22 protein-coding genes and 1 pseudogene are annotated in these 25,710 nt (G+C 53.4%); 14 read left to right on the top strand and 9 right to left on the bottom strand.

Annotated features, from left to right (window positions below; translation table 11 throughout):
* Window positions 1-262: 262 nt before the first annotated feature.
* On the bottom strand, window positions 263-2,203 hold the full coding sequence (locus tag HP572_RS15685) for a methyl-accepting chemotaxis protein (protein ID WP_205551484.1): 1,941 nt from the start codon (window positions 2,201-2,203) through the stop codon (window positions 263-265).
* A gap of 293 nt (window positions 2,204-2,496) precedes the next feature.
* Here HP572_RS15685 and yjfP point away from each other — a divergent pair, with 293 nt between their 5' ends.
* The 6 genes from yjfP (at window position 2,497) to HP572_RS15655 (ending at window position 5,367) form a co-directional block, all read left to right on the top strand.
* Entirely contained in the window at window positions 2,497-3,249 is a 753-nt protein-coding gene (gene yjfP / locus HP572_RS15680; RefSeq protein ID WP_240583688.1) for an esterase, read from the top strand.
* Window positions 3,250-3,430: 181 nt separating this feature from the next.
* Window positions 3,431-3,823: a 30S ribosomal protein S6 gene (rpsF, locus tag HP572_RS15675; protein ID WP_005974793.1), complete on the top strand. Its 393-nt coding sequence runs from the start codon at window positions 3,431-3,433 to the stop codon at window positions 3,821-3,823.
* A gap of 5 nt (window positions 3,824-3,828) precedes the next feature.
* Window positions 3,829-4,149: a primosomal replication protein N gene (gene priB / locus HP572_RS15670; protein WP_015841576.1), complete on the top strand. Its 321-nt coding sequence runs from the start codon at window positions 3,829-3,831 to the stop codon at window positions 4,147-4,149.
* A gap of 4 nt (window positions 4,150-4,153) precedes the next feature.
* On the top strand, window positions 4,154-4,381 hold the full coding sequence (rpsR, locus tag HP572_RS15665) for a 30S ribosomal protein S18 (RefSeq protein ID WP_005974788.1): 228 nt from the start codon (window positions 4,154-4,156) through the stop codon (window positions 4,379-4,381).
* Window positions 4,382-4,422: 41 nt separating this feature from the next.
* On the top strand, window positions 4,423-4,875 hold the full coding sequence (gene rplI / locus HP572_RS15660; protein ID WP_010279043.1) for a 50S ribosomal protein L9: 453 nt from the start codon (window positions 4,423-4,425) through the stop codon (window positions 4,873-4,875).
* Between the two features lie 129 nt (window positions 4,876-5,004).
* A complete protein-coding gene (locus tag HP572_RS15655; RefSeq protein WP_240583687.1) occupies window positions 5,005-5,367 on the top strand; it encodes a DUF488 domain-containing protein in 363 nt (120 codons plus the stop codon).
* Here HP572_RS15655 and HP572_RS15650 read toward each other — a convergent pair.
* Window positions 5,364-6,077 (bottom strand): LysM-like peptidoglycan-binding domain-containing protein, encoded by a 714-nt coding sequence (locus HP572_RS15650; RefSeq protein WP_240583686.1) that lies wholly within the window; start codon window positions 6,075-6,077, stop codon window positions 5,364-5,366. The two genes, HP572_RS15655 and HP572_RS15650, sit on opposite strands and share 4 nt — an antisense overlap.
* A 386-nt stretch (window positions 6,078-6,463) precedes the next feature.
* Here HP572_RS15650 and fklB point away from each other — a divergent pair, with 386 nt between their 5' ends.
* Entirely contained in the window at window positions 6,464-7,084 is a 621-nt protein-coding gene (gene fklB, locus HP572_RS15645; protein ID WP_010279036.1) for an FKBP-type peptidyl-prolyl cis-trans isomerase, read from the top strand.
* A 105-nt stretch (window positions 7,085-7,189) separates the two neighbouring features.
* Here the strand turns inward: fklB and ytfE are convergent, their stop codons facing one another.
* Together ytfE and ipdC are read right to left on the bottom strand one after the other, a co-directional pair.
* Window positions 7,190-7,855: an iron-sulfur cluster repair protein YtfE gene (ytfE, locus tag HP572_RS15640; RefSeq protein ID WP_010279034.1), complete on the bottom strand. Its 666-nt coding sequence runs from the start codon at window positions 7,853-7,855 to the stop codon at window positions 7,190-7,192.
* A 102-nt stretch (window positions 7,856-7,957) separates the two neighbouring features.
* On the bottom strand, window positions 7,958-9,625 hold the full coding sequence (gene ipdC / locus HP572_RS15635; RefSeq protein ID WP_240583685.1) for an indolepyruvate decarboxylase: 1,668 nt from the start codon (window positions 9,623-9,625) through the stop codon (window positions 7,958-7,960).
* A gap of 299 nt (window positions 9,626-9,924) precedes the next feature.
* Here ipdC and HP572_RS15630 point away from each other — a divergent pair, with 299 nt between their 5' ends.
* Window positions 9,925-10,347, top strand: coding sequence for a DUF2502 domain-containing protein (locus HP572_RS15630; protein WP_205551475.1), 423 nt, complete (start codon window positions 9,925-9,927; stop codon window positions 10,345-10,347).
* 57 nt (window positions 10,348-10,404) lie between these two features.
* Here the strand turns inward: HP572_RS15630 and HP572_RS15625 are convergent, their stop codons facing one another.
* Entirely contained in the window at window positions 10,405-12,357 is a 1,953-nt protein-coding gene (locus HP572_RS15625) for a bifunctional 2',3'-cyclic-nucleotide 2'-phosphodiesterase/3'-nucleotidase (protein ID WP_240583684.1), read from the bottom strand.
* A 204-nt stretch (window positions 12,358-12,561) separates the two neighbouring features.
* On the opposite strand from HP572_RS15625, the gene cysQ reads away from it, so the two are divergent.
* Window positions 12,562-13,302 (top strand): 3'(2'),5'-bisphosphate nucleotidase CysQ, encoded by a 741-nt coding sequence (gene cysQ / locus HP572_RS15620; RefSeq protein ID WP_240583683.1) that lies wholly within the window; start codon window positions 12,562-12,564, stop codon window positions 13,300-13,302.
* Between the two features lie 20 nt (window positions 13,303-13,322).
* Here cysQ and HP572_RS15615 read toward each other — a convergent pair whose 3' ends face one another.
* Window positions 13,323-13,892 carry a YtfJ family protein gene (locus tag HP572_RS15615; RefSeq protein ID WP_010279011.1) on the bottom strand — a complete coding sequence of 190 codons (570 nt, stop codon included), beginning with the start codon at window positions 13,890-13,892 and terminating at the stop codon, window positions 13,323-13,325.
* A gap of 346 nt (window positions 13,893-14,238) precedes the next feature.
* Here HP572_RS15615 and HP572_RS15610 point away from each other — a divergent pair, with 346 nt between their 5' ends.
* A complete protein-coding gene (locus tag HP572_RS15610) occupies window positions 14,239-14,445 on the top strand; it encodes a DUF1107 domain-containing protein (RefSeq protein WP_005974755.1) in 207 nt (68 codons plus the stop codon).
* Between the two features lie 76 nt (window positions 14,446-14,521).
* Here the strand turns inward: HP572_RS15610 and HP572_RS15605 are convergent, their stop codons facing one another.
* Entirely contained in the window at window positions 14,522-15,847 is a 1,326-nt protein-coding gene (locus HP572_RS15605; RefSeq protein WP_240585768.1) for a hemolysin family protein, read from the bottom strand.
* Window positions 15,848-15,997: 150 nt separating this feature from the next.
* Window positions 15,998-16,636: a peptide-methionine (S)-S-oxide reductase MsrA gene (gene msrA, locus HP572_RS15600; protein WP_205551830.1), complete on the bottom strand. Its 639-nt coding sequence runs from the start codon at window positions 16,634-16,636 to the stop codon at window positions 15,998-16,000.
* Window positions 16,637-17,109: 473 nt separating this feature from the next.
* Between msrA and HP572_RS15595 the strand changes: the two genes are divergently transcribed.
* The 3 genes and pseudogenes from HP572_RS15595 (at window position 17,110) to HP572_RS15585 (ending at window position 23,213) form a co-directional block, all read left to right on the top strand.
* Complete coding sequence (locus HP572_RS15595) at window positions 17,110-18,825, top strand: autotransporter assembly complex family protein (protein ID WP_240585767.1); 1,716 nt, start codon at window positions 17,110-17,112, stop codon at window positions 18,823-18,825.
* Window positions 18,822-22,860: pseudogene (locus tag HP572_RS15590) on the top strand (translocation/assembly module TamB domain-containing protein). Before HP572_RS15595 ends, HP572_RS15590 begins: the two are co-directional and overlap by 4 nt.
* A gap of 2 nt (window positions 22,861-22,862) precedes the next feature.
* Window positions 22,863-23,213: a gamma-glutamylcyclotransferase gene (locus HP572_RS15585; protein WP_095992797.1), complete on the top strand. Its 351-nt coding sequence runs from the start codon at window positions 22,863-22,865 to the stop codon at window positions 23,211-23,213.
* Between the two features lie 115 nt (window positions 23,214-23,328).
* On the opposite strand, the gene ppa is transcribed toward HP572_RS15585, so the two are convergent.
* A complete protein-coding gene (gene ppa / locus HP572_RS15580) occupies window positions 23,329-23,859 on the bottom strand; it encodes an inorganic diphosphatase (RefSeq protein WP_010278977.1) in 531 nt (176 codons plus the stop codon).
* 248 nt (window positions 23,860-24,107) lie between these two features.
* On the opposite strand from ppa, the gene HP572_RS15575 reads away from it, so the two are divergent.
* Complete coding sequence (locus tag HP572_RS15575) at window positions 24,108-25,694, top strand: methyl-accepting chemotaxis protein (protein ID WP_240583682.1); 1,587 nt, start codon at window positions 24,108-24,110, stop codon at window positions 25,692-25,694.
* The last annotated feature ends 16 nt before the right edge of the window (window positions 25,695-25,710 follow it).

The raw sequence follows: 25,710 nt of genomic DNA, 5'->3' as shown, positions 1-25,710 counted from the left end.
GTCGGGATAATACGCAAGTGGTGACCATCGTGCAATACCCACAACACGATGACCGTTATACCCGTCATACTTCAAGCTGCAGGTGTGTTGGCTGCGCTTAGTTACCCGAATCACTTACTTGAGTAAGCTCATCGGGATGAAATGAGAGACATCCTGTCTCTCACCGCAGGCCAGCCTATGGCTGGTCAAATTCGTTCCCGACGAATTTGTCCTTCTATTGCCGCCTGCCTGCAACTCGAATTATTTAGGGTATGTGTGAATGTTAAATACGGAAGACGCTGACCAGCTCGCTGAGGTGGTGGCCTTTCTGGCGCAGGTTCTGCGCGGTGTCTTCCGAATTGTTGACCAGAATGGTGTTTTCCTGCGTTGCCTGACCAATCTGTACAATCGCGATATTCACCTGACCAATACCGGCGGACTGCTCGCGTGAGGCGATATCGATATCGTTCACGATGGTGCTGACTTGCAAGATGCGGTTACGCAAGTCGTCCATTACCGCCTGTGTCTTCTCTGAGAAATGGTAACCCGCTTCGATTTTCTCCAGTGATTCATCAATCAGACTTTCGATCTCTTTCACCGCGGTGGAGCTGCGCTGTGCCAAGGCTCGCACTTCGGCTGCAACCACGGCGAAGCCTCTGCCGTGTTCACCTGCGCGAGCGGCTTCTACTGCGGCATTCAGTGCCAGAATATTGGTCTGGAAAGCAATAGATTCGATCACGGTCGTGATATCCGCAATCCGCTGCGATGAATTCTTGATGTCGCTCATCGTAGAAACGGAGTCGGTGACGGTCTGGCTGCCGTTTCGTGCTGCTGCGGCGCTCTGCTCTGCCAAATCTTTGGCGGCGGAGACGTTATCGGCGTTCTGCTTCACGCTGGCGGAGAGTTGCTCCATGCTGGCAGACGTCTCTTCGACGCTGCTGGCCTGACGGGCAATCTGTTCGCTGATGTTTTCGCTATCGGCAGCCAGCGCATCGGTGCTGGCACTGATTTCTTCGGACGCATTTCGCACCTGCGACACGATGGTCGTTAGCCCTTGTCCGATGCCGTTAATGGCATCGATCAGGCGCCCAACTTCATCGTAACGGTTGCTGGAAAGCGTCGCGGTCAGGTTACCGGCAGAGAACTGTTCCGCCACTTTGACGATTTCAACCAGCGGCTGGCTCAGCCATTTGCGCGTCAGTACGACAAAGAATCCAGCGAAGAGCAGAACCAGAATAATGCCGCCGCCCAAAAACAGGTTACGGGTGTGATTAATTTCTGCCATTAGGCTTTCTTTGCTCACCGTGCCTGCAACAATCCAGTTCCACTGCGGAATACTGCGGTACACCATGATTCGGGTTTTTTCTTCGCCCGTCATCGTGTTGTTGTCGTATTCGATTGTACCATTACCGGTTGCCAGCACTTTCTCTAACGCACCTTCTGACCAGTCAGGACGCTGGTTGGCATTGCTTTGGTGGTAAAGATAGTTGCCTGTATCCTTTCCTTTTTTCGAGCTAAGTACAAAGAAATGGCCAGTTTCACCCATTTTCTTGTTCAGAATAGTTTGCTGCATCTCGGTAAATTGCTTCGTGATGTCGACACCGACGAACAGAATACCGATCACCTTGTTTTCACTATCGCGTATCGGTTGATACTGAGTGATGTACTGTTTGCCGAACAGCGTGGCTAATCCGCTGTAGGTGTCACCTTTCATCACGGGCGCATAGGCTGGGCTTTCACGATCGAGTTTGGTGCCCATCGCGCGCGATCCATCTTCTTTTTTCAGCGACGTGGTGACGCGCGTAAAATCCTCTCCATCGCGGACAAAAATCGTTGAAATCGCGTGGGTACGGCTCAGAAAATCGTCTGGCACTTCGGTGTTGAGGTTCAATACCGTATCGCCAGCCTTAAGCGTTGGGTGAGAGGTGTTGCCAAAAGGCGTGCGGTTAACGGTATCCAGTGAAAACCGCGTCGGCAGAAAGCTCGCCAGCAGCCGCGTATAATTGCTGACCTCGGCTTGTAGGCTGGTATCGTACATGTTGATCATGTCGGTGACGCCATTCACCTGGCTCTGCATGTCGTTAAGGGTCAGGGTCTTGAGCTGATTGCCTGCTGATCGGGTGAGGGATAGGGTGAATGCAATGAAAAGTATCGCCACGCTCAGTGAAGCGATGACGGATAGCTTGATACCCAGGCCCCAGTGTTTAAAAGAAAGTCCCAACATATGTGTGTCTCTTATAATAAAAAAGGTTATTTTTTAGTCTTGCTTCACATGCGTTAACGGCAGTAAGTGAAAAAAAATTAATCACGGAGTGTAAACATTCATTTCAGTTATTGATCTGGATCAATGTGATTTTTTTATTTACATAAATACGCCGATTAAACCAGCACGGAATCAGTGACAACACGGAGATAAGAAAATGGCTGTGAGTGGGTTATCGTAGAAGGTCACCCCCTTCTGCTAAATACGATTTCGCTACATAAGCATAGGCTGACAGAACAGAAAACGAGGGAAATATGGTCGAAATGTCACTGGATAAACTCGGTAGCGGTATTGAAACGATTCACGCGGCACCTGCGGAAAGGAGAGAGCAGCCTCTACCGACGATTTTTTTCTTTCATGGTTACACTTCATCAAAAGAGGTGTACTCGTATTTTGGCTATGCGTTGGCTCAGGCCGGGTTTCGGGTGATTTTGGCCGATGCGGCCATGCACGGTGCGCGCTATGACGGGGATGACGCACGGCGGTTGTGCCATTTCTGGGATATTCTGCAATCGAATATAGAAGAACTCCCTGACTATGTGGCGGAATATCGGCAGCGTGGCCTGATCGATGGCGAGAGGATTGGCGTTTGCGGCGCGTCGCTCGGTGGAATGAGTGCGCTTGGGTGTATGGCGCGCTATCCCTGGATTACCGCGGTGGCGGCGTTTATGGGGTCGGGCTATTTCTCTACGCTATCGTCCGCGCTGTTTCCTCCGGTTCCGGCCGATGGTGAGGAAAATCAAGCGGCGTTGCAGGCGTTAGCGAGCAACCTGGCTGATTATGATGTCACTACGCGTCTGGACGCGTTGTCCGAACGTCCGCTGCTGGTGTGGCACGGTGAAGCGGATGATGTCGTGCCGGCGGCAGAAAGCGCACGTCTCTATCAGGCATTACAGGCGCGCGATAAGCTGGCTAATCTGACGTATTTGACCGAACCGGGCGTGGGGCATCGCATTACGCCAACGGCGCTGCAGGCGGGCGCTGATTTCTTCCTGCGGACGCTGTAATCCTGCCCTGATGGCTTAAACATCACCATGCAGAAAACTCCTGTGTTTCTTCCTTGTGTTCTTTAATGTCGGGCACTATACTTACGCGTCATTTTTTCAGCCGCACATACACACGTTCCTTGCCTCCACGGGCCGCGGTTGACCCAGACAGGAGGCTGAATAATCCGTAAGGAGCAATTCGATGCGTCATTACGAAATCGTATTTATGGTTCATCCTGACCAGAGCGAACAGGTTCCGGGCATGATCGAGCGCTACACTGCCACTATCACTGGTGCGCAGGGCACGATCCACCGTCTGGAAGACTGGGGCCGCCGTCAACTGGCTTACCCGATCAACAAACTGCACAAGGCACACTACGTTCTGCTGAACGTTGAAGCGCCGCAGGAAGCGATCGATGAGCTGGAAACAAACTTCCGCTTTAACGATGCCGTTATCCGCAGCATGGTTATGCGCGTTAAGCACGCGGTAACTGAAGCATCTCCAATGGTGAAAGCGAAAGACGAACGCCGTGAGCGTCGTGAAGATTTCGCTGAAGCTGGCGATGATGTGGATGCAGGGGATTCTGAAGAGTAATTGTTGTGGTGACGGTGAATCGTCTGGTGTTGTCCGGCACAGTGTGCAAGACGCCCATTCGTAAAGTCAGCCCGTCAGGCATTCCTCACTGTCAGTTTGTGCTTGAGCACCGCTCGACGCAGGAGGAGGCCGGATTGAGTCGGCAAGCATGGTGTCGTATGCCCGTGATTGTCAGCGGACTCTCGTCACAAGCAGTTACCCACAGTATAACGGTCGGCACGCAACTTACCGTGCACGGGTTCATTAGCTGCCATCAAGGGCGCAATGGCTTGAGCAAGATAGTGTTACATGCCGAGCAGATTGAATTGATAGATTCTGGAGACTAGCCACATGGCACGTTATTTCCGTCGTCGCAAATTCTGCCGTTTCACCGCGGAAGGCGTTGTAGAGATTGATTATAAAGATATCGCTACGCTGAAAAACTATATCACTGAAAGCGGCAAGATTGTTCCGAGCCGTATCACCGGTACTCGTGCAAAATACCAGCGTCAGCTGGCCCGCGCTATCAAGCGTGCGCGTTACTTGTCTTTGTTGCCGTACACTGACCGTCATCAGTAATCGGCCACTGTCCATTAACGAGACTTTGAGAGGATAAAGTAATGCAAGTTATTCTGCTTGATAAAGTAGCAAACCTGGGCAGCCTGGGTGATCAGGTAAACGTTAAAGCGGGCTATGCTCGTAACTTCCTGGTTCCACAGGGCAAAGCTGTCCCGGCAACCAAGAAAAACGTTGAGTTCTTCGAAGCACGCCGTGCTGAACTGGAAGCCAAACTGGCTGACGTTCTGGCTGCTGCTGAAGCTCGCGCTGCTAAGATCAAAGAACTGGGTAGCGTTACCATCGCGTCTAAAGCAGGCGACGAAGGTAAACTGTTCGGTTCCATCGGTACTCGCGATATCGCTGATGCGGTAACGGCTGCCGGTGTTGACATTGCTAAGAGCGAAGTTCGCCTGCCGAACGGCGTTCTGCGTACTCTGGGTGAGCACGAAGTGAGCTTCCAGGTACACAGCGATGTCTTTGCTGAACTGAATGTTGTTGTTGTTGCTGAGGCGTAATTCACGTTTATCGTTGAATTAACACTTTAGTTAACATGTGAAACGCTGGCCTTGTGCCAGCGTTTTGCATTTTAGGGATCGGGAAATGACCTATCATTACCTATACCTAAAAAGCAGGCCGGAGGCCGCATGTCTGACTTGATTCATCTCACCCGTGTTTATGACGCGCACGCGCCTTTCTCTTCCCCCACCTTTCTGATTGACCGCTTGTGGCCGCGCGGCATCAGCAAAGCGCGTCTGGAGGGCGTTGAGTGGTTTAAAGACATCGCGCCGAGTAGCGAGTTGCGGAAATGGTTTCACGCCGAGCCGGAGCGCTGGGCGGAATTTGTGGATTATTATCGTAATGAGTTAGCGCAGGGTTCGGCGTGCGGCAGGCTGTTGGCGTTACTTGAAGAGAAGCGGGCAATCACGCTGCTTTATGGCAGCAAAGACGCGCAGCACAACCATGCTATCGTCCTGCGCGAGTTTCTATTGGAACGGCTGGCTCGCTAGCGAGTGCGAGTAAAGGCACCGTCTGCACCGCGGGTGAACCGAATCGTCTGGTTCGCCGTGGTTTCGATCTCTAGCTCGGCGACCATACCTTGTGCATTCAGCTGTAATTTAACTGCCTGACCTGCGCGTAAATTGCTGAGCGGCTTATCCCTGCCTTCCACCTGAGCCATCGCGAACACATCGCTGACGGGGAGATTGTTATCGCGAAAGAGCTGGGCCAGCGTTTGCCCCGAGGCGATCTCATACTGTCGCCACGGTGCTGATGATGGTGTCTGAGGTTCGGTAGCCGCAGGCTGCTGTTGGGGTATGGAAGGCTGGTTTTCAATAATCACGGCCTGCATCGCAGCCTGATTATCTGCCTGCGTAAGAGGTACGGGCGTGGTACGGGCAGGCTGCGGATGTTGGGCGCTGTAAGGCCAAAGCAACACAACGAGCAGCAGTGCGATAGCGATTAAAATCCAGCGGCGATGGAGGAACGGCAACGGTTCCATCCAGTGATAGCCGTCGGGCAGATGCCAGACTTTCTGTAGCATGGCACCAAGACGCTCGCGCAGGGAAGGAGAGGGCAGTTGTTCCTGCTCTTCGCGTTCCCCGTCGTTTTCTACGGCTACAGCATGTGAGGGCTGCCGCTGGATGATTCGCTGGCAGAAGCGTACTAGCGTTTGATAATCCCAGGTGGTTTTCCGCTTCCTGGGCGCAATTCTGCCCATGGTGACCTCTCTTACTACGGTTTAATATAAAAACAGTTCAGTATAAAAAATCAGTATAAAAACAGCATCATATAAAAATGATGTTATTAACAACGCTATGCCAGTCACTACGCTATACCAGTAGCCAGACGGCGTCGGCATAAAAACAGTATCAGGATAATAACGCAATCCAGTATACCGATAATCCGCATAGGCTGACCAGTTAACGCGTTGATGATTAAGGCAACCCGTGCGATAGAAACATCAGAACTACCAGTATAGGCCAGCTTCCCGGAATGGCTTGGCTGGCGTGCGGTTAACGTGATTACCTGCACACAGGATTTTACCCCAATCCCCGTCGCTGTTATGCTGCGCTTTCAGTTTTTTACAGATTAAAAGGAACATCCATGACAACTCCTTCTTTTGATAGCGTCGAAGCGCAGGCAAGTTACGGCATCGGCTTACAGGTTGGTCAACAGTTACAGGAATCAGGTCTTGAAGGCCTGATCCCAGAAGCGCTGCTTGCTGGTTTACGTGACGCGCTGGAAGGTAATGCGCCTGCGGTGCCTGTGGATGTGGTTCATCGTGCGCTGCGTGAAATTCACGAACGTGCTGATGCGGTACGTCGCGATCGCCAACAGGTGCTGGCGGTAGAAGGTCAGCAGTTCCTGGCTGAAAACGCGCAGAAAGAAGGCGTGAACAGCACGGAATCTGGTCTGCAATTCCGCGTGTTGACGCAGGGTGAAGGTTCGATCCCAGCTCGTCAGGATCGCGTACGTGTGCATTACACCGGTCGTCTGATTGACGGCAGCGTGTTCGACAGCTCCGTCCAGCGTGGTCAACCTGCTGAATTCCCAGTAAGCGGCGTGATTCCAGGCTGGATTGAAGCGTTGACGCTGATGCCAGTGGGTTCCAAGTGGGAACTCTATATTCCGCACAATCTGGCGTATGGCGAACGTGGCGCGGGTGCTTCCATTCCGCCATTCAGCGCGCTGATTTTTGAAGTGGAACTGCTGGAAATTCTGTAATCTCCAGACAAAAGAAAGGCGCTCAATGAGCGCCTTTCTTGTTTCTACGGAATGGTTTTTACTGAATGGTTATTTCTACTGACTTTCTTTTTTATTGAAGCGACATTACTCACCGCGCAGCGCGCGTGGGAACAGCAAATTGTTTTCCAGATGGATGTGTTCCATCAGGTCGGTAATGAACTCGTTGATACCGGAGTACAGCGCACGCCAGGTATTGCAGGCCCCTTCCGGCGGTACAACGCCGTTGGTCAGCTCTTTGACCACTTCCACATCACGTCCCGCGTCATCGTGCTCATGCTCCATCACTGAAATCGGTGCGGCAGCATTCGCGCCCATTCCCTGACTGATCATCGGGAAGAGGATGCGTTCTTCTTTCATCATATGCTGAGACAGCTCGTTATAGATGGCGGTCAGCTGGTTTGCGAGGCCGTGCGGGCAGTCGGCTTTATCGTGATGCACGCGCTCGACTTTTTCTGCCATCAGAATCAGCTCTGGCAGCTGTTCGCGGTGGCGATCGTGAAAGCGAGGGATGATGTACGCGATAATGTCGGCCAGCGGTGCTTCACGCCAGTCACGCGCGTCAGAAGGCTGCGCGGCCAGTTTTTCTAGCTGTGCTTCCAGCTCGTCGATATTGAGATCTTTTTTGCCAGCGGCGCGGCTGAGGGTTTGCTTTCCGCCGCAGCAGAAGTCCAGATTGAGTTCACGAAAGAGTTTGGTCGCGCGCGGAATAGCGATAGCCAACTCACCCAGGGATTGATCGCGGTATGCCATGATGATGCCTCTCAACGAATGCAGTTTATAAATTGCATTTTAAATGCATCTTTAATCATTGAATATACCGCTTACGAGGTAGGCGGTATAAAGTATGTCGTTCTACTGCACGGTATTGCGGGTCTCAAGTGACTGCGTGATGGTGTGTAAGAGCGCGGGAATATCCATTCTCGGCAGTACGACCTCTATAAGCGACAGGCGAGATTCTGTGTTCACCTGCTCAAGCGCCTGCGCGAGTGCAGCCGCTGAACACACCTGTTTGCAGAGTATCTCGTTTTCATCCGCGCCTAGTGCGGCGGGAAGCTGTGTCCAGTTCCATGCGGCAATATCGTTGTAGCGCTGTTCAGGGCCGTGAATGGCGCGTTCGACCGTGTAGCCTTCGTTATTCAGCACCACAATGACCATGTTCAAGCGATCCCGAATGATAGAGCCAAGCTCCTGTACGGTGAGCTGAAGTGAGCCGTCGCCGATCAACAGCACCACGCGCCGTTCCGGTTCGGCAATTTGTGCGCCGAATGCCGCTGGCAGGGAATAGCCTATCGATCCCCACAGCGGCTGGACGATGAAGTGGCAGTTGTTCGGCAGCCGGAGTGCCGCGGCCCCAAAACAGGAGGTGCCCTGGTCGGTCACGAGAATATCGCCAGAGCGGAGGAAGCGCTGCATCTGTTGCCACAACTCCCGCTGATTGAGTGTGTCTGTGTGCTCTGATGGTGGTAAAGCCGGAGGCGTAATGGTGCGGTGATCCCAACGGGGCGAGAGTGTCGCGGTGATGTTTTCCAGCGCGGCGATAGCGTCTGACATTGGAATCGCTGGGAAAACCTGACTGCCGACACGCGCCAGCGTGGGCTGGATATCGATATTTTTTTCGCTGGGAATCTGGTGGCTGAAGCCTGCGGTAATCGTATCGGTGTAGCGTACACCAATGCTGATGATGACATCCGCGTCTTCGATGTGTGCCCGGATCGCTTCGTGACTGCCGCCACCCGAGTAGGTGCCGGTAAAGCTATGGTGCTGTTCGTTTAGCGTGCCTTTCCCCATCAGTAAGGTGGCGTGGGGGAGCGGCGTTTTATCGAGCCAGCGTTGGATTTGCTCTGCAACGCCAACGCGCTGAGCCAGAAAATCAGCCAGTAATGAGACCGATTTTGCCTCGCTCAGCATCGCTGTGGCGGCGGTAACAAAGGCTTGCAGTGACTCATCAGAGCGTAATGGTTCAGGGATAACGAGCGAATACGGTCGTGTTCCAGCCGGTGCCGCAGCCACGTCTAAGGGCAGAAACAGGTATACCGGCTTGTGCTGAGCAAGCGCTTCTCCAATGACCCTGTCGATCTCTGTGGTGGCGTTCTCGGCGGTGAGGCTGGCTTGCGCAACGGTGACTTCTGCCGCCATGCGGGAAAAGTGGCTAAAGTCGCCGTCGCCTAATGTGTGATGGAGTAATTCTCCGTTGTGCTGTGATGCCAGACTGGGCGCAACGGCAATGTGAATGACGGGCAGGCATTCCGCGTAGCTGCCTGCGATACCGTTAATCGCGCTGAGCTCGCCGACGCCGAAGGTGGTGAGTAGGGCTGCCGCCGGACGGCATCGCGCATAGCCATCGGCGGCATAAGCGGCATTTAACTCATTCGCACAGCCGACCCAGGCGATCTCCGGATGCCTGATAACATGATCGAGAAAATGCAGGTTGTAATCGCCCGGCACGCCGAAGAGATGCTGAATACCAATTTGTGCCAGGCGATCCAGTAAATAATCACCCACTGTATAGTTTTTGCTCATCGCTGATTCCTCTATGAATGACGGATATTCTGACGTTAAGTATTAGCGTTAAGGTGAATATTTCTAATATTTATTCCCTATGGTTACTCCTTAATGCTACGTTTTTTCGTACTTGAGAGTTTTTTTAGTATTAAATTTATTAATGAATTAATAGGGTGCTGATGAATAGCGTGTATCGGCGTTAGCGAAACGTTAAGAATGGTAAAATCAGGAAAATAAGTATTTATCTGATAGTGGTGTAGAGGATTTCCCCGTATATCTCTGTCAGGCCGCAGTCGCGGTGAGCAAGGAGTTACCCTATGTTTAAGCCACTCGTCATCAGTGCCCTGTTTGTGGGAATGTTTGCGGTCATGCCAGCGCCAGAGGCTAAGGGTGCCAGCATCGATCTGATGCCCGGTGTCACGTTGAATATCGGCGAGCGTGACAGACGAGGTAATTACTGGGATGGCTATGACTGGCGCAGCGAGCGCTGGTGGCAGGAGCACCGGGGTTACCAGCGTGGTGAACGTAATCGGCACGGTTACTATTGGGATGGTTGGCGTTGGCGCGATGCCCGCGGGTGGCGTGAAAGTCAGCGCGACAGACGTGATTATGACAAGCGCCGTTTTGATCCCCCTCGCTATGTTGACGAGCGCGGGCCGCGTCGCGGTGATTGGGACAGACGCGGGCATGAGCGGGGTAATGGTTACTATCGCAATGGTCGGGGATCGTTTCGCGACTAGCCGTTCATACAGGCTCCTGCCGAAACAGGAGCCTGTGGATGACATCGCTGTCAGTCTTTATTTCGCGTGTTGCAGATCCAAGCGATAAACCGCAAAGCCCGTTTCGTCATTGCCGACGGACGTCATCGGGTACTGTGCTTTCTCTTTGATAAACGCCGTGGCTTTCTCAGACGGTGACGTCTCAAAACGGATATCCAGCGGCGTATCGCTGACGATAGGCGCCAGACGCCAGTTGTTATCCGCCTGCGGCTTCACTTCTCCCGACTTTTGCGTTTCCGCGCTGATGTAGGCCGCCAGAACGGAGCGGTTTTCATCTGGAGAGGCGAAGGCCACATACTTCTCACCCGTACCGGCAAATTTCTCACCGTAGGCGCGGTAGTTATTGGTGGCGATCAGGAAGGTCGCTTTGGGATCGATCGGTTTGCCGTTAAACGTCAGCCCTTTGATACGGTGCGATTTATCGTTGATCAATGCGCACTCGCTGTCATAGCGGGCAGGCTGCGTCACATCAATCTGATAATTGACGCCATCGATCACGTCGAAGTTATAGGTGCGGAAGCCGTCCCAGTTGAGCAGGGATTGCGGTTCACGCTTGTTTGGATCGATTTGTTTGAACTGACCCGCAGAGCACTCCAGCCACTCTTGTACCTGCTGCCCGTTAACTTTCACCACCACCAGCGTATTCGGGTAGAGATACAGGTCGGCAGCGTTACGGAAGGTGAGCTGGCCTTTTTCCACTTCGACATAGCTGGCAGGATCATTTTTACGTCCACCGGCTTTAAACGGTGCAGCGGCGGAGAGTACCGGTAGATCGGCCAGATCGGGATCGCCCTGAATAAAGTGTTCGACATAGGCGCGCTGCGCATTGTTGACGATCTGCACGGTAGGATCGTCCTGAATCAGCGACAGGTAGCTATACATGTTGTCTGCGGATTTGCCGATCGGCTTGCTGACAAATTCGCGCGTATTCTGGTGGGCATCGGACAGCACTTTCACCAGCTTGTCATCTTCCGCCGCCAGTGATTTCTTCTGCGCTTTGTCATAGATCGGTCTGGCTTCCGCTTTCGCCTGTTCCACCTTCCATGTGCCGCTGTCGTTATTCAGCGTGAAATCGACGACGCCGAGGTGGTCACCCCATTGTCCCGGCATTACCGCAGGCACGCCGTTGAGCGTTCCCTGTTTGATGTCTGCGCCCTTGATGTTCGCAAAGTCATTGCTGGGGAAAACCGCATGAGCATGGCCGAACATGATCGCGTCGACCCCAGGAATTTGGCTGAGGTAGTAAACCGAGTTTTCCGCCATCGCTTTATACGGTTCGGCAGAAAGGCCGGAGTGGGGGATAACGATCACCAGATCGGCACCTTGCTTACGCATTTCCGGAACCCACTTTTTGGCACTCTCCGTGATGTCTTCTACGGTGACTTTTCCTGTCAGATTGGCTTTATCCCACACCATGACCTGCGGCGGGACGAAACCAATATAGCCGATACGCAGAGTATGCTGTTTGCCGTCGCGATCCGTAACTGACTTGTTTTCAATGTGGTAAGGCGTAAACAGCGGTTTACCCGTTTTCGCATCCAGCACGTTGGCGTTCACATAAGGGAATTTCGCGCCGGACAGCGCCTTGTGCAAGTAGTCCAGGCCATAGTTGAATTCGTGGTTACCGATGTTGCCGACAGAATAATCCAGCGTGTTCATCGCCTGATAAACCGGGTGCACATCGCCCGCTTTCAGCCCCTTCGCGGCCATGTAATCGCCTAACGGGCTGCCCTGAATCAGATCGCCGTTATCCACCAGCACGCTGTTGGTGGCTTGTTCGCGTGCGGCGTGAATCAGGCTGGCGGTACGCACCAGACCGAATTTATCGGTTGGCGTATCCTTGTAGTAATCGAAATCCATCATATTGCTGTGCAGATCGGTGGTTTCCAATACCCGTAGATCAACAGTAGCTGCATGAACGGTCGTGGCGACCAGCGTAGCAAGCAGGCTGAGTGCCAGTGAATGCTTCATTGCGTAACTCCTTGTGAGGTAATTGTCGACGCGTGAGGCGATCGGGGGTGTCTTTCATATCATGATGAAGTTAAAGTGATTATCGTCTCTAAATGCTGAGGATGACATCAATAATGGCAATAATCGTAGATTGCCTCACAGATGTATAATGAATGACAGAGATGAAGTCTGCGTTACGTGTAACCGATAACGACGAGGTCGATCATGTTAGAAACTGTTTGCCAACTGGCTCGCGATGCCGGTGCTGCGATTATGCAGGTTTACGAAGGGCAACATCCTGTCGATGTTGCGCACAAGAAAGATGATTCGCCGGTGACGGCTGCCGACCTTGCGGCGCATCGAGTGATTAAGGACGGGCTGGCTGCGGCGTATCCCGATATTCCTTTGCTGTCAGAGGAAGATCCGCCTGAATGGGAAACCCGTCGGCACTGGCAGCGCTACTGGTTGGTCGATCCGCTGGACGGCACCAAAGAGTTCCTCAGCCGCAATGGTGAGTTTACGGTGAATATTGCGCTGATCGAGAACGGTCAGCCCGTATTGGGTGTGGTGTATGTGCCAGTCACCGACGTAATGTATTCTGCGGCGGACGGCAAAGCCTGGAAAGAAGAGAACGACCAACGTCGGCAAATTACAGTGAAGCAGGCTAGTCTGCCGCTGGTGGTGGTTAGCCGCTCTCATGCCGATCAGGAATTAAAGGATTACCTCAACCAGTTGGGAGAACACCAGACGGTGGCGATTGGATCATCGCTAAAATTTTGTCTGGTGGCGGAAGGCGAAGCGCAGCTTTACCCACGCTTCGGGCCGACCAACATTTGGGATACCGCAGCAGGCCATGCGGTAGCGGTGGCGGCCGGGGCGCAGGTTAACGACTGGCAAGGGCGTCCACTGTCCTACACGCCGCGTGAATCCTTCCTCAATCCCGGTTTTCGCGTCTCTTTATTTTAATCAGCTAGAGCCTGAGTTCGTTATTTCTCTTCCAGCAACTGGCGCAGCAGGGACATCACCTGCTGCACTTCCTGCCCGCTCAACGCGCCATCCTTCACGAAACGGACTTTCCCCTGTTTATCCAGCACCGCGATAGCCGAGCTTTGCGGCTGTAGCTGCCAGGTTTTCCGCACGTTGCCGTTGCTATCGACAATAAATTGCGACCACGGGAAGGCTTTCTTGTTGTCCTCAAGGCTACTGCGCACAAACATGCTGGTGCCGATGATGGCATCGTCGGTATTCACGATTGTCGTCGTTTGATAATAATCATGCGGTAGGTTAGCGGCCTTCAGTGCGGAGATGAGCGGATCGTTCATCTCTTTGGCAGAGGTGCGGCCAGCGATATGTTGTATCACCCGCACTTTTCCAGGCAATTGCGCGCTGTTCCAGTTTTTATAACTAAACTGATTATTAAGGTACTGAAGTTCTCCTCTGTCTGCGACGCCGACGGGAGGAACCAATTGGTTGAGTACCAGCGTATGGGCTAAGGCTGGGAGCCCCAACAGAGGCGTGATAGAGAGCGCGAGGAGCAGATGGCGTATTTTTATCATGGTATGTCCTTCAGTGTGGGGCCCGATGCGATGTCAATGATGGAAAATATCGAGCTATGGAATAAGCGTAGATTCAGGAAACTGGTCTGTCCTGCTTTGCGATAAAACGGTTTGTGCCCGAGTGCACAAAACCCTTATTTTTGAAGGTTTATACTGATGACTAAGGGTTTCCTTAAACACTACTCTGTAAAAATCTGTAAAAGCAGTTAAGAATACTGAATAGTGGGGAACTAAATGCCGTTTTACTGCACTAATTAGCAGTATCCGTTATCTCATTAGCGCTCCAGAACCTCAGCCATGTTGGCGAAAGGGAGAGCGTAAAAAAATAAAACGGGAGAGTAAAACGATGAGGATCTTCGAACGTTACAATCCTTTGAAAGTCGCCAAATATGTGAAAACCCTGTTTCGCGGGCGGCTGTACATAAAAGGGGTTGGTGCTTTTGAGTTCGACTACGGCAAAATTCTATTGCCAAAGAAACAGGATAAGCAGCATCTTCTGGTGATGTCTGAAGTGAATCGCCAGGTCATCCGGCTTCAGGCCGAGATGGGATGATTTATAAAGAAACGGCCCGTAGCGGGCCGTTCTGGTTTCTATGAAGCCTGATTGGCTTATGCATGTCTTTTAGCGGTTAATCGTCGCTATCAATCTTCACGGTGGATGAGACAATCGGGCGGTCTTCCAGACGCGTCACCAACAGCTGATCGATCTTGTAGCTGTCGATATCCACCACTTCAAACTTATAGCCTGAGAAGCGCACTGCATCGGTACGTTTCGGGATTTTCCGCAGCGTATACATCATGAAGCCGCCAATGGTTTCGTAGTTGCCGGAATGCGGGAAATCATCAATATTCAGCGCGCGCATCACGTCTTCTATTGGCGTGCCGCCTTCAACCAGCCATGAATTCTCGTCGCGCGCGACAATCTGTTCTTCCATTCCCTGACCCACGAGGTCGCCCATCAACGTCGTCATCACGTCGTTAAGCGTGATGATGCCGACGATCAGCGCATATTCGTTCAAAATAACGGCAAAATCTTCGCCCGCGGTTTTAAAGCTTTCTAGCGCTTCGGACAGCGTCAGCGTATCCGGCACGATCAGCGCCGGACGAATCTGCACGCCGCTACTCAGCGTCAGGCTCTGGTTTCCCAGTACCCGAATCAGCAGGTCTTTGGAATCCACGTAGCCGACGATCTGATCGATCGTGCCATCGCAAACCAGAAACTTGGAGTGCGGCTGCTGGGCGATCTTTTCCTTAATGCTATCTTCCTGCTCGCGCAGATCGAAGTAGACCACGCTTTCGCGTGAGGTCATCGAAGACGGGACGGTACGGGATTCCAGCTCAAACACGTTCTCGATCAGCTCATGTTCCTGCTTACGCAGTACGCCAGCCAGTGCACCGGCTTCCACCACGGCATAAATATCGTCGGACGTGATGTCGTCTTTACGCACCATCGGCAGTTTGAGCAGGCGGAAAATGACGTTAGCCAGACCGTTAAAGATCCAAACCAGCGGACGGAAGAGGAACAGGCAGAAGCGCATGGGGTTGATTATGCGGACCGCGACGGTTTCCGGCGCAATCATACCAATGCGTTTCGGGGTGAGATCGCCAAACAGGATAAACAGGCTGGTGACGAGAACGAATGAACAGATGAAGCTGACTTTATCTGCGGCTTCGGGTGACATGAAGCGTTCAAACAGTATGGAAAACGTCGGGGAAAATGCCGCATCGCCGATGATACCGGCCAGAATCGCGACGGCGTTGACGCCAATTTGAATTACGGTAAAGAAGATGCCCGGTGTTTCCTGAAACTTGAGCACCAGATCGGCATTGAGGTTTCCCTCATCGGCCATTAGCTTGAGTTTGATTTTACGGGACGCCGCCAGCGAGATCTCGGACAGCGAGAAAAACGCACTGATGGCAATGAGACAAAGAATCAGTAATAGACTGTTTAACATCATTTTTAAAGTTTTCGCATGAGTCGAGATTGACGCAGCGATCCTCAGAAAGGTGAACACATTATGGTAGTTATTGAAGGACTATAACCGGGCAACGCGCTGCCCGGTTCGGACGCATTATAGCAGGAGCGGTGAAATTACCGCCAGTGGTCAACGCTGAGGCGGAAGACAGACGCCGATACCGCCTAATCCACAGTAGCCGTTCGGGTTCTTGTACAGGTATTGCTGGTGATCGTCTTCCGCATAATAGAACGGACCCGCAGGCTCGATTTCTGTGCTGATGGCGCGTCCGTCACCGTTTTCCCTCATTGCTTGCTGGAAGCGTTGAAGGCTTTCCTGTGCCGCCTTTTCCTGTTCAGGCGTGAGCGTATAGATAGCAGAACGGTACTGGCTACCGATATCGCCCCCCTGACGCATACCCTGCGCGGGGTCGTGATTTTCCCAGAACAGTTGCAACAACTGCTCGTAGCCGATCACCGCAGGATCGAAAACGACACGCACCGCTTCGGCATGATCGGTCTGTCCGCTACACACTTCACGGTAGGTCGGGTTGGGCGTGTAACCGCCAGTGTAACCCGCAGCGGTGCTGTAGATGCCTGGCTGTTGCCAGAATAAGCGCTCTACTCCCCAGAAACAGCCCATCGCAAAAATTGCCACGGACATGTGATCCGGCACATGCGTCATCGAATGTTCATGCACGACATGCAGCCTGGCGACGGGCATGGGGGTGGAACGCCCAGGTAAAGCATCGGATTGCGTAATCCGCTGCGTTTTATCAATTGAATTCATCACGTTGTTAACTCCAGCTAGACTGGGTAAATAACCCGTTTTCATGGAAAGCATAACCAAGAAGCGTTGGGCTGTCTTTATATCTTCATGGTGTTTGATGTTAAGGTAATGTTTATCTGTAATGTCGCATATTGATGTTTGTAGGTGAAAATCTATTCTTAAGATAGAAAATTAGTATTTATCACTAATATCATGCAAAGTTGGTAGGAGATTTCGGCGCTGCGTGGCGGATTGTCAGGTAAGCGTACAGCGACGGCCGTCAATGCGGCGGGCGAAGTGATAAAAGCCATGCTATAGGTTTTATAAGACAAGGTTTTAGGCGACAGACAGATTTATCAGGGAGCTCAGTGACTATTTTCATCTCAACGAAAAGTTTCATTGGAAAAAAAAGCGTTACCGGGCAAAAAGGCATAGCAGGACAAAAAAATAGCTTTGCTGGCTGCGGTGCGTCACGATACCGGGTTCTTGGCCTGATGTGTGCGCTGCTGATGCTGGCCCCAGAGAGCCAGGCGGCGAATGTGCGTCTGCAAGTTATGGGGCTGGAAGGGCAGTTACAAAAGAATGTACGGGCACGCTTATCGACCATTTCGGTTGATGAGGTGAATGCCGATGGGCGTTTCCGCTCACGCGTTGATGAAGCGATCCGTCAGGGATTACGCGCGCTCGGCTACTACGATCCACAGATTGGTTTCGAATTCCGGCCTGCCGTTAATGGCGGACGACCCGTATTGATTGCCACCGTTACTCCCGGTGAACCGGTAAAAATTGCCGGGGTGAACATCACCCTGCGCGGCGGTGCGCATGACGATAAAGACTACCAACAGCTGGTTAAAGACGATCGCCCTGAAATCGGTTCGGTGTTGAACCACGGTGATTTCGATCGCTTTAAAAGCGGGCTGAACGGTTTGTCATTACGCAAAGGCTATTTCGATGCGCGCTTCCAGCAAAGTCAGCTTGGCGTGATGCGGGAAGAGAGAGAGGCGTTTTGGGATATCGACTTTGACAGCGGCGAGCGCTATCGCTTCGGTGCCGTACATTTTCAGGGCGCACAAATCCGCGATGACTATCTGCAAAATCTGGTGCCGTTTCACGAAGGTGACGCTTACACCAGCGAAGATCTTGGTGAATTAAACCGCCGTCTTTCTGCGACGGGTTGGTTTAACTCTGTCGTAGTCTCGCCTGATTTCGAGCGGTCGAAAAGCTCCAAGGTGCTGCCGCTGGAAGCCGTGGTGACGCCGCGAACCCGTAACCGTATTGAAACTGGGGTCGGCTATGCCACGGATGTTGGCCCACGCTTTAAAACGACCTGGAATAAGCCTTGGGTGAACTCACGGGGCCACAGTCTGGAAAGCAGCCTGAGTGTGTCCGCACCGGAGCAATCACTCGATTTTAGCTACAAAATCCCCTTGCTGAAGAACCCGCTTGAGCAGTATTACCTGCTGCAAGGCGGTTTCAAACGCGAAGATCTCAACGATACTAAATCCGATGGCACCACGCTGAACGTGGCACGCTATTGGGATCTCTCCAGCGGCTGGCAACGGGCGATTAACCTGCGCTGGAGCCTCGACCACTTTACGCAGGCGAGCGTGACGGATACTACGATGCTGATCTATCCGGGCGTTAGCATTAACCGAACTCGCCAACGCGGCGGGCTAATGCCGGTGTGGGGCGATACGCAGCGCTATTCCATCGATATTTCTGACACCGCCTGGGGATCGGATATCGACTTTGCCGTGGTTCAGGCGCAAAACGTCTGGATTCGTACGCTGGCGGATAAACACCGCTTTGTCGCGCGCGGTAATTTGGGCTGGATTGAGACTAATAATTTCTCCCGCGTCCCGCCTTCGCTGCGTTTCTTTGCCGGTGGCGATCGCAGCATCCGTGGGTATAAGTACAAATCGATTTCGCCGCGCGACAGCGACGGCAAACTGACCGGTGCGTCCAAGCTGGCGACCGGCTCGCTCGAATACCAATACAACGTCACAGGAAAATGGTGGGGCGCAGTGTTTGTTGATTCAGGTGAAGCAGTGAATGACATCAAACGGAGTAACTTCAAGACCGGCACGGGCGTCGGCGTACGCTGGGCCTCACCGATTGGCCCGGTGAAACTCGATGTTGCTATGCCGATCGGCGATGCAGAGAAGAAGAACGATGTTCAGTTCTATATCGCGCTGGGGCCTGAATTATGATGGATGAGAAAAACGAAAAAAAAGCCCAGGATCTGGTGACAGAAGAAAACGTCGCGCAGGATAACGTGCCGACGACGCCGGCACGAAAAGGGCGCTGGTGGAAACGCATCGGTATTGGCTTCGTGGCATTCTTACTGCTGCTCGTGGTTGGTGTGGGGCTGCTGGTGGGCACTACGCCGGGTCTGCACCTGTTGCTGAATACCGCCGCACGCGTGGTGCCGGGGTTGGACATTGCCAGCGTGAGCGGCGGCTGGCGTGATTTAACGCTGAAAAATGTCAGCTACGAGATGCCGGGAGTGACGGTAAAGAGCGAGGAGTTTCATCTGTCGCTCGCGCTGGGATGTCTGCGCAAAAGCCAACTGTGCATTAACGATCTTTCGGCGAATCGTGTCGATGTGATCGTGGATACCAAAGCCTTGCCTGTGGCCGAAGAGCCACCGCCGCCTTCAGAGCCGGTGACGGAAATTTCAGCACCTTTCCCTATCTCTCTACGTCAACTCGTGCTCAATAGCGTTCAGGTTACCGTGGATGACACGGCGATTTCACTGAGCGAATTCCGCACTGGGATGCAGTGGGAAGGGCGCGCGTTGACGCTATTGCCGACCAAAATCAGCGCCCTGCTGGTGGCCTTGCCGAAAACCCCTGTGGACGTGCTGGAGGATGGCAAAGTGACGGCGGCAGAAATGGCCGCGGTTATTAAAGAAACGGCGGCGAACGTTCGCGAGGCGGCTGAGCAAGGCTCTTCGCAAACCGTTCAAATCGATAAAGTGCTAGAGGCAAATAATACGGTAGCGGCCGCCACGACGACGACACCGATACCAACAGCATCGACATCCAAAACGGATAGCGCTTCTGACAAGCCAGCCGTGCCTGAACAACCGCTGGGTGAACGCCTTAGCGAGCTGTTCTCCAAACCGCTATTACCTGATCTACCCCAGTTCACGCTGCCGCTGGATCTGAATATTGTCGAGATTCACGGCGAACAGCTGCGGCTGACGGGCGATCAGGACATTTTGATTAATAACCTGTTCGTACAGGCCTCTACCCAGCAACAGCATTTGCGTCTGGACAAGCTGATCGTGCAATCGCCGCAGGGCGGACTGAATGTTCGCGGTGAAGCGACGCTCAGCGAGAACTGGCCCGTCTCGCTGACGGCGAACGGCGTGTTGAACGTCGATCCGATCAAAGGCGAAAAGCTGAAACTGACGGTTGATGGCGGCCTGCGCGAACAGTTGAATATGGCGCTGAATCTCTCGGGACCGCAGCGTGCTCAGCTGGATTTGCAAACCATAACTGGCGGAAGCCGGGTTGCCGCTGGCGTTGACGCTGCAAACCGAACGCGTGCGCTGGCCGCTGACGGGTGCAACGCAGTATCAAGCTGACAACGTCAGGCTGCGTTTTAACGGTAAAGCGACCGACTATGCGCTGTCGCTGCGTGGCGATCTGAGCGGGGCGGACATTCCCCCTGCGATGCTGCTGTTGGATGGCAAAGGCAACGAACAGCAGTTTACGCTGAGCCGCTTGCGGCTGGCGGCATTGCAGGGGAATGCTGACCTGACGGCGCTTATCGACTGGAGCAAAGCAATAAGCTGGCGTAGCGAGCTGCTGCTGAACGGGATTAATACCGCGAAACAGTGGCCTGAATGGCCTGCAAAAGTCGACGGCAAGATTACGACGCGCGGCAGCGTTTATGGCGGTAGCTGGCAGTTGCAGGTGCCGGAACTGCGTCTGGACGGCAATGTGAAAGCGAATAAGCTCACGGCCAGAGGCGAACTGCGCGGTAACGCGGCGGGACAGTGGACAATTCCAGCGCTGAATCTGGCGTTAGGCCGCAACCAACTGAACGTCAAAGGCGACCTGAGCGACAAGTGGCAGTTGGATGCGGACATCAATGCGCCATCGCTGGACGGTATGTTGCCCGGCCTAGCGGGGCGCGCCATCGGTACACTCAAACTCCGAGGCAATCTGCGTGAACCGCAGATGCTGGCGGATATCACGGCTTCCGGTCTGCGCTGGCAGGCGATAACGATTAGCCAGGTGAGAGTAGAAGGCGATGTGCGCTCCGAGCAGCAGATTCAGGGCAAGCTGGCCGTGCGTCTTGAAGCGCTCAAGCAGGATGGCCTGAATATTGCGCTGTTGACGCTGGATGCCAGCGGTAATGAAAAGCAGCACCAGCTCTGGCTGAATATGCAGGGCGAACCCGTTGCGGGGCAACTGGCACTTTCGGGCAGCTTTGATCGTCAGGAACAGCGCTGGCGCGGCACGCTGAACAATACCCGCTTCGACACGCCGGTGGGTGAATGGCGTCTGACGCAGGATATGGCGCTGGATTACCTGAATGCGCAGCAGAAGATCACTATCGGCACGCACTGCTGGCGGAATCCGAATGCAGAGCTGTGCGTACCAAAAGCGATTGAGGCCGGGCCGAGCGGACAGGCGAGTATTCGACTGAACCGCTTCGATCTTGCCATGCTGAAACCGTTCCTGACGGCGGATACAGTGCTGGCCGGGACGTTTACCGGCGGTGCCGATATCAGCTGGCAGGCGGGACAAGGCTTACCGCAGGCGAAAGTGTCGCTGGTGGGTAACGGCGTCAGCGTTCGTCAGCAAATGCAGGGCAACACGCTGCCGATTGATTTCGATACCTTTACGTTGAATGCCGGGCTCGATCGCGGGCGAGCACAGCTTGGCTGGCTAATGGCGATTCGCGAGAACGGACGCTTCAGCGGTGATATTCAGGTGACCGATCCACAGGGCCGACGCAACCTCGGCGGCAGCGTCACGATCAACAATATTTCGCTGGCGCTGCTCAACCCTGCGTTGAGTAAAGGAGAAAAAGCGGCGGGGATACTGAATGCGAACCTGCGTCTGGCGGGGGATGCGGCGCGTCCTCAGATCTTCGGCCAGATGGTGTTGGAACGCTTGGATATTGATGGCAACTGGATGCCGGTCGATCTGACCAATGGACGGCTGGCGGTGAATTTCAGTGGGATGTCGTCAACGCTGCAAGGCTTCCTGAAAACGGATAACGGGCAGTTGAACCTCGGCGGGAACGCGGACTGGTCGCAGCCTGATGCCTGGCGTGCGCGCATTGCGGCGAAAGGCCAGAAGCTGCGGGTGACGATTCCGCCGATGGCGCGGCTTGATGTCTCGCCGGATATTGTCTTTGAGGCTACGCCGCAGCTGTTCGCATTAAACGGATCGGTCAGTATTCCGTGGGCACGCATTGTGGTTAAAGACATGCCGGAAAGTGCGGTGGCGGTGTCATCGGATGAAGTGATGCTGGATGCACAGCGCCAGCCGCTGAAGAAAGCCAGCGCCGCGATTCCGATTAACAGCAACCTGACGATCCGCGTCGGTAATGATGTGCGGCTGGATGCGTTCGGGCTGGCGGCTCGTCTACAGGGCGACCTGAAAATGGTTCAGGACGAACGCGGATTAGGGCTGAACGGCCAGATCGACATTCCATCTGGCCGCTTTAAAGCCTACGGGCAGGATCTGATCGTCCGCAAAGGGCTGATTCTGTTCTCCGGCCCGCCGGATCAGCCGATCCTGAATATCGAAGCTATTCGTAACCCAGACAACACGGCCGATGACGTCACCGCTGGCGTACGTGTTACTGGCATGGCCGCGACACCGAAGCTGGAAGTCTTCTCCGATCCGGCAATGTCACAGCAGGAAGCGCTTTCTTATCTGCTGCGTGGACAGGGTTTGGACAGCGGTGGAGCAGATAGCTCGGCAATGACCTCAATGTTAGTCGGTTTAGGGGTTGCACAAAGTGGTCAAGTTGTGGGTAAAATCGGCGAGGCCTTTGGCGTAAGTAATTTAGCTCTGGATACACAGGGTGTTGGCGATAATTCTCAGGTTGTCGTCAGCGGCTACGTCCTTCCGGGTCTGCAAGTGAAATATGGTGTTGGCATATTCGATTCTTTGGCAACGTTAACGCTACGTTATCGCCTGATGCCAAAACTATACTTGGAAGCGGTGTCTGGAATTAGCCAGGCATTAGATGTGCTCTATCAGTTTGAGTTCTAGCGATGCGAATTATTGTTTACGGCAGTTTACGACGCAAACAGGGAAACAGTCATTGGATGACAAATGCGCAATGGTTAGGGGATTGTCAGCTCGCAGGTTTCGAGCTGTACGATCTCGGCCATTATCCGGCAGTCGTACCCGGCGATGGAGAAATCCATTGCGAGGTCTATCGCATTAGTTCGTCGATTTTGACAGAACTGGATGCCTTAAAGCGGGACGGTCACGAATACCAACGTGAGTTGATTCGTACGCCTCTGGGCAGTGCCTGGATCTATTTGTACAAGCACCCTGTTGTAGGGCTGACGCGTATTGCCAGCGGTGACTGGCTAAAGCGCAGTGAAGAAGAGGCTTGAGGCCGAATCGCCAATCAAGTCATGGTCGCCATAAATAAAAACACCGCGCAAGGCGGTGTTTTTGATCATGCGATATCTTGAGCCCGTAAGGGCTTTAATGCATATCGTGTGGCGCTTATTTGTTTTTCGCGCGCTCGAAGGAAGCAACGATCTCGGCTTTCGCCGCAGCCGCGTTATCCCAACCTTCAACTTTAACCCACTTGCCTTTTTCCAGATCTTTGTAGTGTTCAAAGAAGTGGCCGATCTGTGCACGCAGCAGTTCAGGCAGGTCGTTAACGTCTTTAATGTGATCGTATTCTTTGGTCAGCTTGCTGTGCGGAACGGCAACCAGCTTGGCATCTTCGCCCGCTTCGTCGGTCATTTTCAGCACGCCAACAGGACGGCAGCGGATCACTGAGCCTGGTTGCAACGGATACGGAGTTGGCACCAGAACGTCAACCGGGTCGCCATCCAGAGACAGCGTGTGGTTGATGTAGCCGTAGTTGCATGGGTAGAACATGGCCGTAGACATGAAACGGTCTACAAACAGCGCACCGGTATCTTTATCAATTTCATATTTGATCGGATCGGCGTTCGCGGGAATTTCAATCACTACATAGATATCTTCCGGCAGATCTTTACCCGCCGGGACATTGTTCAGACTCATGTCGGTTTCCTTCTCTTAAACCTGAAATAGCGTGGCCGTCATTATAGCCAAAAAGCGTTTAATGTCCCCGATTTTTAGCGTGTGCAAGGCGCGATGCGCTGGCGCGAGTCGTTTAAGTAAAAATACTTTCGTTACTAAAGTTTCTTTAAAGAAAGCAGGCTTGCTACCGATAGGAATATGATCTGGATCACGTTATGCGGAGCCTTTCTCCGCATTTATTTATCATTTGTAATATCAGGGAAACAAAAATGTTAAGAAACATCACAATCAAGACGAGCTTGATTGCTTTGTTAGGAACGATGGTACTGCTGTTATTGCTGGTGTGCGGAATTGGCATCACCTCAATCAATCAGGGAATCACTTCACTTACGACAATCGACAAGATTCAGGGCAAAGAAGTCACGGCGCTGGCGGGGAGCTATACCGCGTCACTGCGTGCAAGAACAGGGGCTGCGTTAGCGGCTCGTCAGATGGAAAGTGGGTTGACCGATCTGGCGAATGCATCGGTCGCACGAGCAGAAGCCTACACGGCGCTTTCCCACAAAGAAATGGCACGCTTTCTTTCCTACGGCACCGTAACGGAGCGCGGTGCCAAAATGGCCGCAGAGGTTAAAAGTAACTACGAGCAATACATGAATCTTGGCGTTCAGCCGATGGTTGATGCGCTGAAACGTGGCGATGTCGCAGCTTACTACGTGCTGTTGCAGGACGTGTTACCACCGCTTAGCGTAAAGATGGACAAGGTGGCGAATGAATTCCGCGACTTCGGTCTGGAAGTGGGGGAAAACATGCTCGCAGAAGCGGAAAATTTCGCGTTCAACCGCCTGATGATCATCGGTATTGCCTGTATATCTGTGCTGCTGCTGGTGTTGGCTGCCTGGATTGCCTTGAAGCGTTCTATTCTGTCTCCGCTTGAAGAGACGGTCGGTCAACTGGAGTTTATTGCCCGTGGTGATTTGACCCAGCGCATCGCCGATGGTGGCAATAATGAAATTGGCCGCCTGATTCAGGCGATGAAGGCCATGCAGCATTCGTTGGCAACCGCCGTGGGCCGCGTCCGTGATGCCGGTATGCAGATTGACGTCGGCACGCGCGAGCTGTCTTCCGGCAATACCCATTTAGCCGCACGTACGGAAGAATCAGCCTCTTCGCTGGAAGAAACCGCAGCCAGCATGGAGCAGTTGACCGCGACAGTGACGCTGAACGCAGAGAGTGCAGAGCAAGCGCATACGCTGGCGCAAAATGTATCCGATATCGCTAATAAAGGCAGCGAAACCGTGGGGAGCATGATTGAGAAAATGCAGATGATCTCCAGCAGCTCCGCACGCATTGGCGATATTCTGGCGGTGATTGACGGCATCGCGTTCCAGACCAATATTCTGGCGCTGAATGCGGCGGTTGAAGCTGCACGTGCGGGTGAGCAGGGGCGTGGATTTGCGGTGGTTGCGGGTGAAGTCCGCAGTCTGGCGCAGCGCAGTGCGCAATCGGCCAAAGAGATCAAAATGCTGATGGAAGAATCTCAAAGTCGCGTCAGTGAAGGCACCGTGATGGCGAAAATGGCGGGCGAAACGATGAATGACGTTTCTGACGCCGTGGCGCGCGTGACGTCTCTGATGCGTGAGATCTCAACGGCCACGCGTGAGCAAAGCAATGGCATTGGGCAGGTGAATCTGGCGGTATCGCAGATGGATGAAGTCGCACAGCAAAATGCGTCTCTGGTAGAAGAGTCCGCCGCTGCCACGCGCTCACTGGAGGATCAGGCGCGCCTGCTGGCAGAAAGTATGTCTCAGTTTAAAGTGCAATCGCAGGAGTTTGCCGCCATCGGCCGATTCTAATTCCCCCTTCATACTT

The sequence above is a fragment of the Pectobacterium sp. PL64 genome, assembly GCF_022477975.1.
Taxonomy (GTDB): Bacteria; Pseudomonadota; Gammaproteobacteria; order Enterobacterales; family Enterobacteriaceae; genus Pectobacterium; species Pectobacterium jejuense.
This window is presented reverse-complemented; position numbering and strand designations above follow the sequence as displayed.